The following is a 14,906-nucleotide window of genomic DNA, read 5'->3' on the forward strand; positions in this document are numbered from 1 at the left end:
AGGCCTTCCGAGCGGCTACGGTCACGGTTTGTGAGCCAACCAGGAACGGGTGACGAAGCGGCGGGCGGTGCGGGAACGCGCGGCGCCGAGCCGGAGTCGTTCCGCGTCGCCGTCGAGTCCCTGCACACGGCGACGATCCGCCCCGAGATCGAGATCGGCAGCATCCGGCCCCCGCAGAGACTCGCCCCGTACAGCTACGCGCTCGGCGCCGAGGTCCGCGCGCCCGAGACCGATGTGGTGCCCGAGCACTCCGACGGCGAGACCTTCGGGCGCCTGATCCTGCTCCACGACCCGCACGGCCACGAGGCGTGGAACGGCCTGATGCGGCTGGTCGCGTACGTGCAGTCCGAGGTCGACGAGTCCCTGGCGTCGGATCCGCTGCTCCCCGAGGTCGCCTGGAGCTGGCTGACCGACGCGCTCGCCGAGCGCGGCCAGGAGGTGACCGCGCTGGGCGGCACCGTCACCGCGACCGCGTCCGTGCGCTACGGCGACATCGCCGGCCCCCCGCGCGCCCACCAGCTCGAGCTGCGGGCCTCGTGGACGCCGCTGGGCGACGACCTGTCGGGCCACGTCGAGGCCTTCTGCGCGGTGCTCGAGACCGCCGCCGGGCTCCCCCCGGCCGGCATCACCCGGCTCGGCTCGGCGTAGGCGCCGCCGTGGGCAAGGCCTCGTCGGAACCGGTCCCCGGCATTCCGCTCACCGAACCCGCCGAGGGCGTCCCCGAGCCCCTCACCACCGTCGAGGAGTTCGCGGAGTGCGCTGCCGCACTGCGCCGGGGGACGGGCCCCGTCGCAGTCGACACCGAGCGGGCGTCGGGCTTCACGTACTCCTCCCGCGCCTACCTGATCCAGATCAAGCGGTCCGGCTCCGGGCTGTTCCTGCTCGACCCGATCCACGAGCCCGAGGGCCTCGCGCCGGTGATCGAGGCGATGCGCGGCGTCGAGTGGGTGCTGCACGCCGCCGACCAGGACCTGCCGTGCCTGCGGGACGACGGCTTCGAGTGCGACGAGCTGTTCGACACGGAGCTCGCCGGCCGCCTGCTGGGCGCGCCGCGGGTGAACCTCGCGGCGATGACCTCCGAGTACACCGGCTACGCGCTGGCGAAGGGGCACGGCGCCGCCGACTGGAGCACCCGTCCGCTGCCGCACGACTGGCTCAACTACGCGGCGCTCGACGTCGAGGTGCTGGTCGACCTGCGCGACGAGGCCTACGAGCGGCTCGAGGACGCCGGGAAGCTGGAGTGGGCGCTCGAGGAGTTCGAGTACGAGCGCACCCGCCCGGACCCGGCGCCCAAGCCCGATCCGTGGCGTCGCCTCTCGGGGTTGAGCACGCTGCGCAACCGGCGCCAGTTGGCCCGCGCGCGGGAGCTCTGGATGGCCCGCGACGAGATGGCCGAGCAGCGCAACGTCGCTCCGGGGCGCACCCTCCCGGACGCCGCGATCGTCAACGCCGCCGCGAAGAATCCCACCACCGAGGCCGAGCTGACCGCGCTGCCGGTCTTCGGCGGACCGCGGATGCGACGGTCGGCGAAGCGCTGGCTCGGGGCGATCCACCGGGCCAACGCGCTCCCCGATGCCTCACTCCCCCCGCTGCACGGCCCCCGCAACGGGGTGCCCGCGAACAACCGGTGGGCGAAGTCGAACCCCGAGGCCGCCGAGCGCCTCGCCAAGGTCCGCGCCGCGTTGGCCGAGATCTCCGACGAGGTGGCGGTGCCGGTGGAGAACCTGCTTCCGACCGACGCCGTCCGTCAGTTGTGTTGGGACGGCACGGCTCGCGGCTCCGACGCCGTCGAGGACGCCCTCGCCGCCTCGGGCGCGCGGAACTGGCAGCGGCGGCTGACGGTCGCCGCCGTCGCGGCCGCGCTCGCCTCCGCCTGACCGATCCGGACCCGCGTCAGCGCACCTGTTCCGGCGTTGCCTGCGCCTTCTCGGCGGGCACCGTCACGTGCGCGCACGCGGTGGCCCAGCCGGTGATCCGGAAGGCGATCTCCGACGGGGTGAGCCCCAGGTCGGTGAGGATCTCGCCGCGGGAGGCGTGATCGAGGAAGCTCTGCTCGATGCCGAGGACGCGCGTCGGCACGTCGACCTCGGCGCGCTGCAGCGCGGCGGTCACGGACGCACCGATACCGCCCGCGACGCCGTTGTCCTCGAGCGTGACGACCAGCTGGTGCGCACGGGCCAGGTCGACGATCGACCCCGGCACCGGCAGCACCCACCGCGGATCGACGACGGTCGCCGAGATGCCCTGATCGCGCAGGCGCGTCGCCACGTCGACCGCGACGTGGGCGAAGGCACCGACCGCCACGATCAGCACGTCCGCGGCGCCGTCGCCGTCCTCGACGAGCACGTCGGCACCGTCGGGCAGGCGGCGCACGGCCTCCAGGTCGGCGGGCACCGCACCCTTGCCGTAGCGGATCAGGGTCGGAGCATCGTCGACGGCGAGGGCCTCGGCGAACTCCTCGCGGAGACGGGCCGCGTCGCGGGGCACCGCGGCGCGCAGGCCGGGGACGATCGCGGCGAGCGAGAGGTCCCACATGCCGTGGTGGCTCGCGCCGTCCGGTCCGGTGACGCCGGAGCGGTCCAGGACGACGGTGACGCCCTGGCCGAGCAGGGCGACGTCCATGAGCAGCTGGTCGAAGGCACGGTTGAGGAACGTGGCGTACAGGGCGACCACGGGGTGCATGCCGCCCAGCGCGAGGCCGGCGGCGGAGGTCAGGGCGTGCTGCTCGGCGATGCCCACGTCGTACATGCGGTCGGGGAACTTGCGGCCGAAGTCCGCGACGCCCGTCGGCTCCGCCATGGCGCCGGTGATGGCGACCACGTCGTCGCGGCGCTCGCCGTGCGCGACCAGCTCCTCCGCGAAGACCGAGGTCCAGTCGCGGGCGCCGGCGGCACCCCCGACCGGCAGGCCGGTGGCGGGGTCGATCACGCCGATACCGTGCATCTGGTCGGCCTCGTGGTTCTCGGCGTGCTCGTAGCCGTTCCCCTTGCGGGTGAGCGCGTGCACGACGACGGGGCCGCCGAAATCCTTGGCGCGGCGCAGGGCCGCCTCGAGGGCCAGCTCGTCGTGCCCGTCGATGGGGCCGACGTACTTGAGGCCCAGGTCCGCGAACAGCGCCTGCGGGCTCACCATGTCCTTGATGCCGGCCTTCATGCCGTGCAGGAACGAGTACGCGGGCTCGCCGACCACGGGCATCTTCCGCAGTCGCGCCCGCGCCTCGCCGAGCAGTCGCTCGTACTCCGGCTGCGTGCGCAGGCCCGACAGGTGCGTCGCGAGGCCGCCGATCGTGGGCGCGTAGGAGCGGCCGTTGTCGTTGACCACGATGACGACGGGGCGGTCCGACGCCGCGATGTTGTTGAGCGCCTCCCAGCACATACCGCCGGTCAGAGCGCCGTCGCCGACCACGGCCACGACGGTGCGCTGCTCGCCCTTGAGAGCGAAGGCCTTCGCCAGGCCGTCGGCGTAGCTCAGGGCCGCCGAAGCGTGCGAGGACTCGACCCAGTCGTGCTCGGACTCCGCGCGACACGGGTACCCGGACAGGCCGCCGGCCTGACGCAGGGTGTCGAAACCGTCGCGCCGGCCCGTGAGGATCTTGTGCACGTACGCCTGATGACCCGTGTCGAAGAGCACAGGGTCGGTCGGCGAATCGAACACGCGGTGGATCGCCATCGTCAGCTCGACGACGCCCAGGTTCGGGCCGAGGTGCCCACCGGTCGCCGAGACCTTCTCCACGAGGAAGTCACGGATCTCCCCGGCCAGCTCGGTGAGCTGATCCTGGTCCAGCCGACGCAGGTCGCGTGGGGACTCGATGGTGCGCAGCAGGTTCATATCCCTCGTGTCTACTCCCGTGAGAGGTGCCTTTGCCACTTTACCGGCCGCGACGGTTTTCGCGCCCCGGCACCAGCACCGCGAACGCCTCGAGGTGATGCGTTCCCGGGAAGGCGTCGTATGCGTCCAGCTCAGCGACGCGATAGCCGTTCTCGCACGCGGCGCCGACGTCGCGTGCGAACGCCGCCGGATCGCAACCGACGTGCACGATCGCCCGCGGACCGGCCGCCGCGATCGCCGTCACGACCGTTGCGCCGGCGCCTGCGCGGGGCGGGTCGAGGACCACGACGGAGGGCGACGGGAGGCCCTTGAGGCGGGACGAGACGTCGCCGCGGTGGAACGCCACGGGCTCGTCCGCGAGGGACTGCCTGCCGGCCGCGATCGCACCGCCGGAGGTCTCGACCACGTCGACCGCGAAACCCTCGTCGACCAGCGCGCCGGCGAGGACGCCCGCGCCGCCGTACAGGTCCCAGGCGCGGCCGGGCTCTCCCCCGTACCGTCCCGTGTAGGCGGCGACCCATTGGGCGTACCGGGACGCCGCATCGCGGTGCGCCTGCCAGAAGCCCCCGACGGGGATCCGCCAGGACCGCGCGCCCACCCGGTACTCGGCCAAGGGCGCGCCGGCGAGGACCTTCGCTGGGCGGCCGCGGCGCGCGGGCACCGCGGCGTGCGCGGCGCCCGCGTCGTCGAGGACGAGGGCGACCTCGGTTCCGGGCTCGGCGCGCAGCCCCGCCGCGAGGTCGGTCAGCGCGTCGGGCAGCTGCGCACACGGCGCGACGATCACCGCGGTGCTGCGGTGGGCGTGCTGCCCGAGGCGGCCGTCGGCGTCCGCGACGAGGCGGGCGCGGTGCCGCCAGCCGGTGACGAGCCCGTCGGACAGGGGCTCGACGGTCGGCTCGAGCGCATCGGGCTCGAAGCCTCCGAAGCGCACGAGGAGGTCCTGCAACACGGCCGCCGTGAGCTCGCGCTGGTAGGCCGGGGCGGCGAAAGTCAGGTCGCAGCAGCCGGCGCCGGCGGCCGCCGCGGCGCACGCCTCGGGTACGCGGTGCGGCGAGGCCTCGAGCACCTCGACGGTGCTCGCGCGGGCGTAGGACTTCTTGACCTCGGTGACCCGGGCGCGGACGGTCTCCCCGGGGAGCGCTCCGCGCACGAAGACGGCGCGGCCGTCGTACCGCGCGACGACGAAGCCGCCGTGCCCCGGTGCGCCGCAGGTCAGCTCGAGCAGATCATTCGGCGCGAGCATGCGTCGTCCTCCTGGCCACGAGGAAGGTGATAAGCAGGCCGACGGCGAACATGGGCCAGCCCATGGCGATACGTGCGACGCCGAGCCCGCCGACGTCGTCGTTCTGGTACAGCGCGAACTGGACGGCGAACCGCACGACGAACATGGCGAACCACAGCACCGTCAGCCACGCGAAGGCGCGGTACTGCCGCCGGTCGGCGCGCCAGTCGTGGCCGGCGCCCGCACCCTCCGCGCCGGGCGCATCCTTCTTCCGCTCGTCGAAGAGGTGCCAGAGCACCCCGACGAGCGGCCACCGGACGACCAGCGAGACCGCGAAGACGACCGCGAAGACGGCCTGCATCACGATGCCGTACAGGAAGTAGCCCTTGCCGTTGCCGCCGACGATCATCGCGATCACCACGCAGACCGCGACGCCGAAGAATCCCGAGATCGCCGGTTGGATGGAGGTGCGGGTGGCGACGCGGACCACGGCCACGAGCGCCGCGACGGCGAGGGCCGCAATGGCACCGCCCTTGAGTCCCCAGACCGCGTTCGCGGGCACGAAGGCCATCACCGGCAGCGCGGAGTACACCATGCCCTGCCAGCCGCCCATCTGGTCGAGCACCTGATCCTTGATCGAGGGCTCGGGGGCGTCGTCCGCCGCCGTGTCCGGCTCCTGCTCTGCACCATCTTTCACACGATCACACTACGCGGCGGCGGGCCGGCGGCCGTCCGCCGTCGGTGCCCCCGCCGCGGCGCGGCGACATCCTGGCATGCTCGGCGCATGCAGTTCCCCGCGCACACCACCGCCGTCCTGTTGCCGGGCTCGGGCTCGGACGCCGACTTCGCGCTCCGCGCGTTCGCGCCGCTCACCGCGCTGTGCGCGCGCACCATGGCGGTCGACGCGACGCCGCCGTCGGTGGTGGCCGGATACCGCGCGGCGCTGGACGCGGCCGCCGCCGACGGACCGCTGCTGGTCTGCGGGGTCTCTCTGGGCTCGGCCGTCGCCGCGGGCTGGGCGCTCGAGCACCCCGACGCCGATGCGACGCTCGTCCTCACCCTGCCGCCGTGGTGCGGCGCGGCCGGGCCGGAGGTACCCGCGGCGATGTCGGCGCGGGTGACCGCGGACGTCGTCGACGAGGTGGGCGCGGCCGAGGCGATCGCCCGGATGCGGGCGGGCAGCCCGCCGTGGCTGGCGCGGGAGCTGAGCCGCTCCTGGGCCGCGCACGGCGACTTCCTCGCGCCCGCCCTGCGGGAGGCGGCCGGGTTCGCCGCGCCGACGGAGTCCGCGCTCGGCGGACTGGTCGCGCGCACCGTCGTGGTCGGCGCGGAGGGCGACCTGATCCACCCCGTCGCCACGGCGCGCACGTGGGCGGCGGCGATCCCCAACGCCTCCGCGGTCGTGGTCGACCTCGCGGACCTCGGCCCCGACCCGGCCGTCCTGGGCCGGGCGGGGCTCGACGGCCTTACTGCTGGTTGTTGAGCCGGGTCAGCGCGGATCCCTGGGTGAGCCGGTCCTGATTGCTCTGCCGCAGGGCTGCGGGGCCCTCGGCGGCGGCGCGCTGCGCGACCTGCGCGGCGATCGCCGCAGCGGCCTGCTCCTGCTGCGCCTGCTGGGCCGCCATGGCCTCCTGCAGCTGCTGCACCAGCTCGGCGGGGAGCTCGATCTCCAGGTGGTCGCGGGCGGGGCGCGGGTCGATGCCGCGGCGGATCACTGTCTCCGCGAGCATGGCGCGCGCGAGCTGAGCGGCCTGATCGGCGTTCTCGAGCGGCGCGGCGACGACGATGCGGACCATCCACCGCGGGCCGTCGACGCCGATGAAGCGGAGCACGCCGTCGGGCTGGGTGCCGACGACCTCGCGGCCCCAGTGGCCGTCCTCGATCGCGACCTGGGCGCCGTTCTCGCGGAGTGAATCGGCCAGCTCGGTGACCACCTCGCGCCACTGCCCGCCCGACTTGGGCGCCGCGAAGACGCCCGGCGTGATCCGGCCGACGGGGGTGTCGAGGTGCACGCCGACGGGAACGCCCTCGGGGCTCATCTCGACCTGCAGCTGCGACTCCGGCGGCATGGCGAGGATGATCGAGCCGAGATCGAGCCGGCCGTCGTCGAGGCCCTCGGTGCTCTCCAGGGAGTTGAGGTCGTACGGGCCGGCGCCGGTGCCGAGCTCCTGCGCCTCGTCGTCGTCCGCGGGGACCGGCGCCGTGTGGTGCTCCGGCTGCCCGATCGTGGCGTACGGGTCGACACTCGCGGTGCTGCGCTGCTTGGACTTGCGGCGGCCGAGGGCCATGAACGGTGCTCCTTGGGTCTTCGGGGGTTCGGTGGTGAATCAGTGGGAGGACTCGAGGCTGGCGTGGCCGCCCGACGAGCCGTAGCCGCCGGCGCCGCGGACCGTCTCGTCGAGGAACGAGACCTCCTTGAAGTCGGGCAACTCGACGCGCTGCACCAGCAACTGGGCGATGCGGTCGCCGCGCTTGATGTCGACGGCCGTCTCGCGGTCGGTGTTCAGGAGGCACACCTTGATCTCGCCGCGATAGCCGGCGTCGATGGTGCCGGGCGTATTGACCACGGTGAGACCGTGTTTCGCAGCCAGGCCGGACCGGGGGTGGATCAGGCCGACGGTGCCGTGCGGCAGCGCGATCGCCACGCCGGTGGCGACGAGCGTGCGGGCGCCGGGTTCGATCCGCACGTCGGTCGTCGAGTACAGGTCCACGCCCGCGTCGCCGGGATGTGCGCGCTTGGGGAGTGGGAGGCCCTCGTCGAGCCGCAGTAGGGGTATCTGGCTCACCATGGGATGCAGACTACGCTGAAGCCGTGTCGGACGATCGAACAGTGAAGACCTCGAAGCCGGAGAACGGCTACACCGAGAGGCTGACGGTGCCGTGGTACTGGTGGCTCGCGGGAGCGGTCGTGGCGGGTCTGCTGTGTTTCGAGGTGACTCTCGCTGCGAAGTGGGGGGACTGGATGATCGGCGCGTTCGTGCTGATCGTCGCCGTGATCGCGGTGCTGCTCTGGTCGATGGGCCGCGGCAGCGTCGGCGTGCGCGACGGTGAGCTGTGGGCGGGCAACGCCCACCTCCCGCTGGACCTGATCTCCCGCGCCGCGGCCGTGCCGGCGGAGGCGAAGAGCGCGGCGCTCGGCCGCCAGCTCGATCCCGCGGCGTTCGTGTACCACCGCGGCTGGATCAAGACCATGATCGTCGTGGTCCTCGACGACCCCGACGATCCGACGCCGTACTGGATGGTCTCCACGCGGCATCCGGAGAAGATGCTCGCGCTCATCCCCGCCGCGACCACGCTCGGATAGCGAGCGGGCCGCCGCGGAGAAAGTAGCCGTCAGGCGCAGTCGATGCAGATCAGCTCGGTGCCGTCCGGATCGGCGAGCCGGCTGCGGTGGTACACCAGGAAGCAGCTGGTACAGGTGAACTCGTCAGCCTGCTTCGGCACCACCCGGACGCTCAGCTCCTCGCCCGACAGGTCGGCACCGGGGAGCTCGAAGGACTCGGCGGTCTCGCCTTCGTCCACGTCCACCGTGCCGGACTGGCCCTCGTTGCGACGGGCCTTCAACTCCTCGAGCGAATCCTCCGAGATCTCATCCGCCTCGGACCGCCGTGGAGCATCGTAATCAGTTGCCATGCCGTGTCATCCCCATCCTTGCTCGTACCCCTGGGCCTCAGGGTTTCCGAGACCGCCGGGCGCGTTGTTTCCCGCGCGAGCGGCCAGAGTGTAGCGCACTCGAAATCGGATGTCACGGACTTTCCGTGACGGTCCGGATTCCACCGCTCGTTGCCCCTCCAACGCACGATGGGCCCGGATGATTCCCGCGCGACTCCCGCGCCGCCTCCCCTGCCCGGGCGACGCCCTCCCGTACAGTCGGGGCCGTGGTTTCCCAGCTCACCGGCACGGGCCGGCGATTCGACCGGAACGGTGAACCGTTCCGGCGGCGCAACACGCTCCCGATCCTCATCGTGATCGCCGTCCTCGCCGTCGTGGCCATCGCGACCTGGGCCCGCGCCATGTCCTCCCAGGAGGAGACCGCAGCGCCCGTGTCCTGCCCGCCGCCGCCGGCCCCGTCGGCCTCGGCGGCGCCGACGACGGGCGCCGCGGCGCGCGCGGGGGCCACCGCGCCGGCGCCCGCGCCCGCGTCGGGGAAGTTCGACGTCGTCTCCCCCGATGACCTGGTCTCGGTCCGGCCCGCACCGCTCGCCGCGTCGACGGTGCGCGTGCTCAACGCCTCGGGCCAGGCGGGCCGCGCGGAGACCACCCTGAACAAACTCGCCGACTACGGGTTCGGCGCACCCACCACCGGCGCCTACGGCAACGACCCGGTCTACCCCGAGATGGCCTGCCAGGCGCAGCTGCGGTTCGGCGACTCGGGCCGGGCAGCGGCCGCAGCGGCCTGGATCATCGCCCCGTGCGCGGAGCTGGTGGACGACGGGCGGCGCGACAACTCGGTCGACCTGGTCCTGGGCACGTTCTTCACCGATCTCGAGCCCAGCACCGATGCGCAGGAGATCCTGCGGATCCTGCGGGCGGCTCCCGCGGGTGCGGCCGACGGCGGGGCGAACCCCGCCCTCGTCTCGGCCGTGCACAGCCAGTCCTGCAACCGCTGAGCCGCTCCGCTCACCACTGATCCGCCCCGCGGCCGGGTGCCGCCGCCTTAGAGGGCCTCGAGCCCTCCGGCCTCGCGCAGGAGTGCGATCAGCCCGTCGGCGATGCCCGGCGCGGCCGCGAGGGTCAGGGCGCCGTCATCGCTCGTGGAGTCCGCGGCGGGCACGATCACAACCGCACCGGCCTCCTGCGCGACGAGGGCGCCTGCGGCCCAGTCCCACGGGCTGAGGCCGTGCTCGAAATGCGCGTCGGCGCGGCCGGCGGCCACCATGCACAGGTCGAGGGCGGCGGAGCCGATGCGTCGCACATCGCGGACCGCGGGCAACAGCTGCGCGAGAACCCGGCCCTGCTTCTCGCGGCGCTCGCGGGAGTACCCGAAGCCGGTCGCGACCAGGGCCAGCGCGGGGTCGGTGATCGGGTTCGCCCGGAGCCCGCGGACCGTGCCGTCGGGGGCGATCTCGCGCGCACCCTCGCCCAGGGCGGCGGCGTAGACGGTGCCGTGCACCACGTCGGCGACCGCGCCCGCCACGGACACGCCGTCGACCTGGGCGCCGAGGGAGACGGCGTAGGCGGGCACCCCGTAGAGGAAGTTGACGGTGCCGTCGATGGGGTCGACGATCCAGCGGACCGCACCGGGCTCCCCCTGCTCACCACCGAACTCCTCGCCGAGGACGGCGTCGTCGGGCCGCAGCTCCGCGAGCCGCTCCCGCACGAAGCGCTCGGTCTCGGTATCGACGACGGTGACCGGGTCGGTGGGCGTCGACTTGGTGGTCACACCCTCCGGACGCGTCCCGTCGGCGCCATCGAATGCATTGGCGCCGAAGACCTCCGCCCGGCGGGCCACGACGCGTTGCGCGGCCTCCGTGACGACGGCGACGGCGATCTCGGACAACTCCCACCGGTTAAGTTGCACGCCCACCACAGAACCACAATCCGCGGTACTTTGTCAGCGCCGGGGGCACCCGGGCGGAGGACTGCGGTCCGGCACCTCAAGGAATGCGGAGTAGGCAATGGCGGAGAATCTGGGGTTCGGCGTCGACATCGGCGGCAGCGGCATCAAGGGCGGCATCGTCGATATGGACACGGGCGACTTGGTCGGCGAGCGCTTCAAGGTGCCCACGCCGCAGCCGTCCACGCCGGGCGCGTGCGCCGGCGCGGTCCGCGAGGTCATCGAGCACTTCGACTGGGCCGGCCCCGTCGGGATCACCGTCCCCGCGGTCGTGACGAACGGCACGGTCCGCAGCGCGGCGAACATCGATCCCGGCTGGATCGGCGCCGACGCGAGCGAGCTCTTCACGTCCACCCTCGATCGTCCGGTCACTGTGCTCAACGACGCGGACGCGGCGGGGCTGGCGGAGGACCGGTACGGCGCCGGCCGCGACTTCGACGGGGTGATCCTGCTCCTGACCCTGGGCACCGGCATCGGCTCGGCGCTGATCTATCGCGGGACCCTGGTGCCCAACACCGAGTTCGGCCACATCGAGGTCGAGGGCAAGGAGGCCGAGCACCGGGCGGCCAGCTCGATCAAGGACCGCCGCGGATGGAGCTACGAGAAGTGGGCGGGCCAGGTCAGCCGCGTCTTCCGCGAGTACGAGAAGCTGCTCTGGCCGGACCTGATCATCGTCGGCGGAGGCATCAGCCGCAAGGCCGACAAGTGGGTCCCGCTGCTCGAGGTGAAGACTCCGGTGATCCCCGCGAAGCTGCTGAACACCGCCGGGATCGTGGGCGCGGCGATGGCGTCGCAGCGCGGCTGATCCGTCCGGTTCGGGCGCTTTGACCGCAGGTGAATGCGGGCGGAGCGACCGGATCGTTACAATGGGGTGCCGGCGTCGAAACGCCGGAACAGACGCCGGTCTCCCTCGCCTCCGGTCGCCTCAGCCACCACCGACGCCGCGCACGGCTCGGAACAGGTGTTGTTGTCGCGCCCGGGAAGCGGTTCCGGCGCATGCAGGCACAGTAGGAAAGGGCGTACGTGGCAGCGACGCAGACCAGCTCCAGCGCACCGTCGGCAGACGGCGTGGACGGTTCGGCCACCTCGGCGGAGACCCCCGCCAAGAAGACCACCGCCAAGAAGGCTCCCGCGAAGAAGGCTCCCGCGAAGAAGGCCCCGGCCAAGAAGGCCCCGGCCAAGAAGGCGGTGGCGAAGAAGGCCCCCGCCAAGAAGGCCCCGGCCAAGAAGGCGGCCGCGGGTCCGGCGAAGCGCACGGCGAAGAAGGCCGCGGGCAAGAAGGACGCCTCGGCGGCCGGCTCCGAGGGCGGCGCCGAGGACGAGGTCGATCCGGAGCTCGACGGCGATCCCGATCCCACGGAGCTCGCGGACGAGGAGGTCGCGCTCGACGCCGACGACACCGCGGACGACACCGCGGATGCGAAGGCGAAGAGCGCCGTCACCAAGCCCGCCCCGGCGGACGCGGAGGACGAGGAGCCGTCCGAGCAGGACAAGGCATCGGGCGACTTCGTCTGGGACGAGGAGGAGTCGGAGGCGCTGCGACAGGCCCGCAAGGACGCCGAGCTCACCGCCTCGGCCGACTCCGTGCGCGCCTACCTCAAGCAGATCGGCAAGGTCGCGCTGCTCAACGCCGAGGAGGAGGTCGAGCTCGCCAAGCGGATCGAGGCCGGCCTGTTCGCCGAGCAGCAGATCAACCGCTGGCTCGAGCGCGGCGAGAAGCCCGCGATCGGCATCCGGCGCGACATGAACTGGATCGCCCGCGACGGCAACCGCGCCAAGAACCACCTCCTCGAGGCCAACCTGCGCCTCGTGGTCTCGCTGGCCAAGCGCTACACCGGCCGCGGCATGGCGTTCCTGGACCTGATCCAGGAGGGCAACCTCGGCCTGATCCGCGCGGTCGAGAAGTTCGACTACACCAAGGGCTACAAGTTCTCCACGTACGCCACCTGGTGGATCCGTCAGGCGATCACCCGCGCGATGGCCGATCAGGCCCGCACCATCCGCATCCCGGTGCACATGGTGGAGGTCATCAACAAGCTCGGCCGCATCCAGCGCGAGCTGCTCCAGGACCTGGGCCGCGAGCCCACCCCGGAGGAGCTGGCGAAGGAGATGGACATCACGCCGGAGAAGGTGCTGGAGATCCAGCAGTACGCGCGCGAGCCGATCTCGCTGGACCAGACCATCGGCGACGAGGGCGACAGCCAGCTCGGTGACTTCATCGAGGACTCGGAGGCCGTCGTCGCGGTCGACGCGGTGTCCTTCACGCTGCTGCAGGACCAGCTCCAGTCCGTGCTGGACACCCTGTCCGAGCGCGAGGCCGGCGTGGTCCGCCTGCGGTTCGGCCTCACCGACGGTCAGCCGCGCACTTTAGACGAGATCGGTCAGGTCTACGGCGTGACGCGGGAGCGCATCCGCCAGATCGAGTCGAAGACGATGAGCAAGCTGCGGCACCCGTCGCGCTCGCAGGTCCTGCGCGACTACCTCGACTAGACGTCTCCCACCGAACGGCCCGGCGGTCTCCGCCGGGCCGTTCGGCGTTCTAGCCGAGTTCCTCGACGAACGCGAGGAGGTCGCCGGCGTAGTCCTGCGGCACCTCGAGGGCCGCGAAGTGCCCGCCGCGCGGCATCGTCGTGTAGCGGATCACGTTCGCCGCGCGCTCGCACCAGCTGCGGGGCGACTGGGCCTCGCGCGGGTAGATAGCCATCGCGGTCGGCACGGTGATCCTGGTGGCCTCGCCGCCCCACCCGTCCGCGGCGTAGCTGTCCGCGGCGGTGGCGGCGGTCTGCGTGAACCAATAGATGCTGAGATTGGTGAGGAGCTCGTCGCGCCCGCCGAAGGCACCGTCGACATCATGATCCTGGGACCCGGTGTCGATCAGCCCGATCATCCAGGCGGCGAGCCCGGCGGGACTGTCGTTGAGCGCGGGGCCGACGATCTGCGGCTTCGTGGACTGGACGGCCGCGTAGCCGCCCTGGGTGGCCCACCAGTACTGGATGAACTCGGCGTAGGCGCGCTCCTCCTCGTCCAGATCCGTCTCCGCGCCGGTCGGGTACTCCGCGTTCGTCAGGTGCAGGCCGGCGACCCGGTCCGGGTGCCGCCGCGCGAGCTGCGAGCCGACGACGGTGCCGACGTCGCCGCCCGCCACCACGAACTTCTCGTAGCCGAGTACCTCGGTCATGAGACGCTGGAACAGGTCCGCGGTCGCGGTGCTCGAGAGCGCGTGCCCGCCGGTGAACGCGAAGCCCGGCAGCGAGGGCACGACGCAGTCGAAGCCGCGGGCGGTGAGGTCGTCGAGCACGCGCCGGTACCGGAAGGGCGTATCCGGCCATCCGTGCAACAGCAGGATCGCGCCGCGGGAGTCGGCGGCGACGCGATGCAGGAAGTGGAGCGGGCGACCGTCCACCTCGGCCCGGAACTGCGGTACGGCGTTGAGCCCCGCTTCGGCGCCGCGCCAGTCGAACCCGTCGGCCCAGTACGCGACGAGATCGCGCAGGTACTCGCCGGACGTACCGCGGGCGAAGTCGGTGTTGGGGGCGACGTCCGGGAAGCGGGTCGCGCGCAGCCGTTCCTGCAGCTGGGCGATCTCCGCGTCGGGGACGTCGATGGTGAAGGCGGACACGGTCATGGCATCTCCGATCAGAGGGTGATCCGAATCACCTGGGAGTATTCGCCGCTTACGTCCGCTTCGCATCCTGAAAGGCGCCTGCCCGCGATCCGCCCGCGTGATCACCGCTCGGCGGTCTCGCCGCGGCCCGTCACCCACAGCGGTCCGGTGACCAACCAGATGACGGTGATCACGCCGAGGGTCCCGAAGACGCCCATCAGCGCCTCGCGCTGGGTGTCGTCGGCGACGGTGTAGCCCAGCCCCAGCGAGACGGCGCCGGCGATGGCGACGGCCCCGAGCCACCGGTAGAAGTCCGACCACTCCTTGCGGGTCCGCTCGGGCCCGAGCTTGGGCACCTTCCGCGGCGCGGGCCCGCCGGCGAAGCGGTGGGCGAAGCGTTCGTCCGCCCAGGCGATCATGCGGTGCCCGAACATCACGGTGCATCCGAGGTAGATGCCCGCGAGCCGGTGCGCGAAGCCCACCTCGCCGCCGCGGTACAGGTCGATCGCGACGGCCGCGATCAGCACCACGTCGAGCAGCGGCACGAGCGCCAGCGCGATCATCCCCGGGCGGCGCCAGCGCAGGATGTACCGCATCGCGAGGCCACCGACCACGAGGACCCAGAAGCCGATCTCGCACGCGGCGATCGTCCACAGCACCGGATTGTTCAGCTCTCCCATGCCGCCCACTGTGCC

The 14,906-nt window shown here is 72.5% G+C and carries 16 protein-coding genes; 7 read left to right on the plus strand and 9 right to left on the minus strand.

The genetic code is table 11. From position 1 onward, the window contains the following. Positions 1 to 30: 30 nt before the first annotated feature. Both WFK95_RS08705 and WFK95_RS08710 read left to right on the plus strand, forming a co-directional pair. Positions 31 to 648, plus strand: a complete 618-nt coding sequence (locus tag WFK95_RS08705; protein WP_336670459.1) for a DUF3000 domain-containing protein — start codon at positions 31 to 33, stop codon at positions 646 to 648. A gap of 8 nt (positions 649 to 656) precedes the next feature. Further along, on the plus strand, positions 657 to 1,877 hold the full coding sequence (locus WFK95_RS08710; protein ID WP_336670460.1) for an HRDC domain-containing protein: 1,221 nt from the start codon (positions 657 to 659) through the stop codon (positions 1,875 to 1,877). A 16-nt stretch (positions 1,878 to 1,893) separates the two neighbouring features. On the opposite strand, the gene dxs is transcribed toward WFK95_RS08710, so the two are convergent. From dxs to WFK95_RS08725, 3 genes are read right to left on the minus strand one after another with little or no spacing between them, the layout of a single operon-like run. After that, the gene (gene dxs / locus WFK95_RS08715; RefSeq protein ID WP_224645704.1) at positions 1,894 to 3,828 is read right to left on the minus strand and encodes a 1-deoxy-D-xylulose-5-phosphate synthase; all 1,935 of its coding nucleotides are present in this window, start codon (positions 3,826 to 3,828) and stop codon (positions 1,894 to 1,896) included. Positions 3,829 to 3,868: 40 nt separating this feature from the next. Continuing rightward, a complete protein-coding gene (locus WFK95_RS08720) occupies positions 3,869 to 5,071 on the minus strand; it encodes a class I SAM-dependent RNA methyltransferase (RefSeq protein WP_336670461.1) in 1,203 nt (400 codons plus the stop codon). Then, positions 5,055 to 5,747 carry a DUF3159 domain-containing protein gene (locus tag WFK95_RS08725; protein WP_336670462.1) on the minus strand — a complete coding sequence of 231 codons (693 nt, stop codon included), beginning with the start codon at positions 5,745 to 5,747 and terminating at the stop codon, positions 5,055 to 5,057. Before WFK95_RS08725 ends, WFK95_RS08720 begins: the two co-directional genes overlap by 17 nt. 87 nt (positions 5,748 to 5,834) lie before the next feature. Between WFK95_RS08725 and WFK95_RS08730 the strand changes: the two genes are divergently transcribed. After that, positions 5,835 to 6,533 (plus strand): alpha/beta fold hydrolase, encoded by a 699-nt coding sequence (locus tag WFK95_RS08730; protein ID WP_336670463.1) that lies wholly within the window; start codon positions 5,835 to 5,837, stop codon positions 6,531 to 6,533. Here the strand turns inward: WFK95_RS08730 and WFK95_RS08735 are convergent. Continuing rightward, positions 6,517 to 7,338, minus strand: a complete 822-nt coding sequence (locus WFK95_RS08735) for a DUF3710 domain-containing protein (protein WP_224645708.1) — start codon at positions 7,336 to 7,338, stop codon at positions 6,517 to 6,519. The two genes, WFK95_RS08730 and WFK95_RS08735, sit on opposite strands and share 17 nt — an antisense overlap. Before the next feature lie 39 nt (positions 7,339 to 7,377). Then, complete coding sequence (gene dut / locus WFK95_RS08740; RefSeq protein WP_212553016.1) at positions 7,378 to 7,839, minus strand: dUTP diphosphatase; 462 nt, start codon at positions 7,837 to 7,839, stop codon at positions 7,378 to 7,380. 23 nt (positions 7,840 to 7,862) lie between these two features. On the opposite strand from dut, the gene WFK95_RS08745 reads away from it, so the two are divergent. Next, complete coding sequence (locus WFK95_RS08745; RefSeq protein ID WP_336670464.1) at positions 7,863 to 8,354, plus strand: DUF3093 domain-containing protein; 492 nt, start codon at positions 7,863 to 7,865, stop codon at positions 8,352 to 8,354. Positions 8,355 to 8,383: 29 nt separating this feature from the next. Here WFK95_RS08745 and WFK95_RS08750 read toward each other — a convergent pair whose 3' ends face one another. After that, complete coding sequence (locus WFK95_RS08750; RefSeq protein WP_068525100.1) at positions 8,384 to 8,683, minus strand: DUF4193 domain-containing protein; 300 nt, start codon at positions 8,681 to 8,683, stop codon at positions 8,384 to 8,386. 245 nt (positions 8,684 to 8,928) lie between these two features. Here WFK95_RS08750 and cei point away from each other — a divergent pair, with 245 nt between their 5' ends. Beyond that, positions 8,929 to 9,660 (plus strand): envelope integrity protein Cei, encoded by a 732-nt coding sequence (gene cei / locus WFK95_RS08755; RefSeq protein WP_224645710.1) that lies wholly within the window; start codon positions 8,929 to 8,931, stop codon positions 9,658 to 9,660. A gap of 47 nt (positions 9,661 to 9,707) precedes the next feature. On the opposite strand, the gene WFK95_RS08760 is transcribed toward cei, so the two are convergent. After that, on the minus strand, positions 9,708 to 10,571 hold the full coding sequence (locus WFK95_RS08760; protein WP_443081536.1) for an inositol monophosphatase family protein: 864 nt from the start codon (positions 10,569 to 10,571) through the stop codon (positions 9,708 to 9,710). Positions 10,572 to 10,668: 97 nt separating this feature from the next. On the opposite strand from WFK95_RS08760, the gene ppgK reads away from it, so the two are divergent. Together ppgK and WFK95_RS08770 are read left to right on the plus strand one after the other, a co-directional pair. Continuing rightward, entirely contained in the window at positions 10,669 to 11,412 is a 744-nt protein-coding gene (gene ppgK / locus WFK95_RS08765) for a polyphosphate--glucose phosphotransferase (protein WP_224645712.1), read from the plus strand. 218 nt (positions 11,413 to 11,630) lie between these two features. Further along, positions 11,631 to 13,097: an RNA polymerase sigma factor gene (locus WFK95_RS08770; protein ID WP_336670466.1), complete on the plus strand. Its 1,467-nt coding sequence runs from the start codon at positions 11,631 to 11,633 to the stop codon at positions 13,095 to 13,097. Between the two features lie 49 nt (positions 13,098 to 13,146). Here WFK95_RS08770 and WFK95_RS08775 read toward each other — a convergent pair whose 3' ends face one another. Together WFK95_RS08775 and WFK95_RS08780 are read right to left on the minus strand one after the other, a co-directional pair. Then, entirely contained in the window at positions 13,147 to 14,232 is a 1,086-nt protein-coding gene (locus WFK95_RS08775; protein WP_336670467.1) for an epoxide hydrolase family protein, read from the minus strand. Between the two features lie 101 nt (positions 14,233 to 14,333). Beyond that, on the minus strand, positions 14,334 to 14,891 hold the full coding sequence (locus tag WFK95_RS08780; protein WP_224645715.1) for a hypothetical protein: 558 nt from the start codon (positions 14,889 to 14,891) through the stop codon (positions 14,334 to 14,336). Positions 14,892 to 14,906: the final 15 nt, after the last annotated feature.

The organism is Tsukamurella sp. USMM236 (assembly GCF_037148755.1).
Lineage (GTDB): Bacteria > Actinomycetota > Actinomycetes > Mycobacteriales > Mycobacteriaceae > Tsukamurella.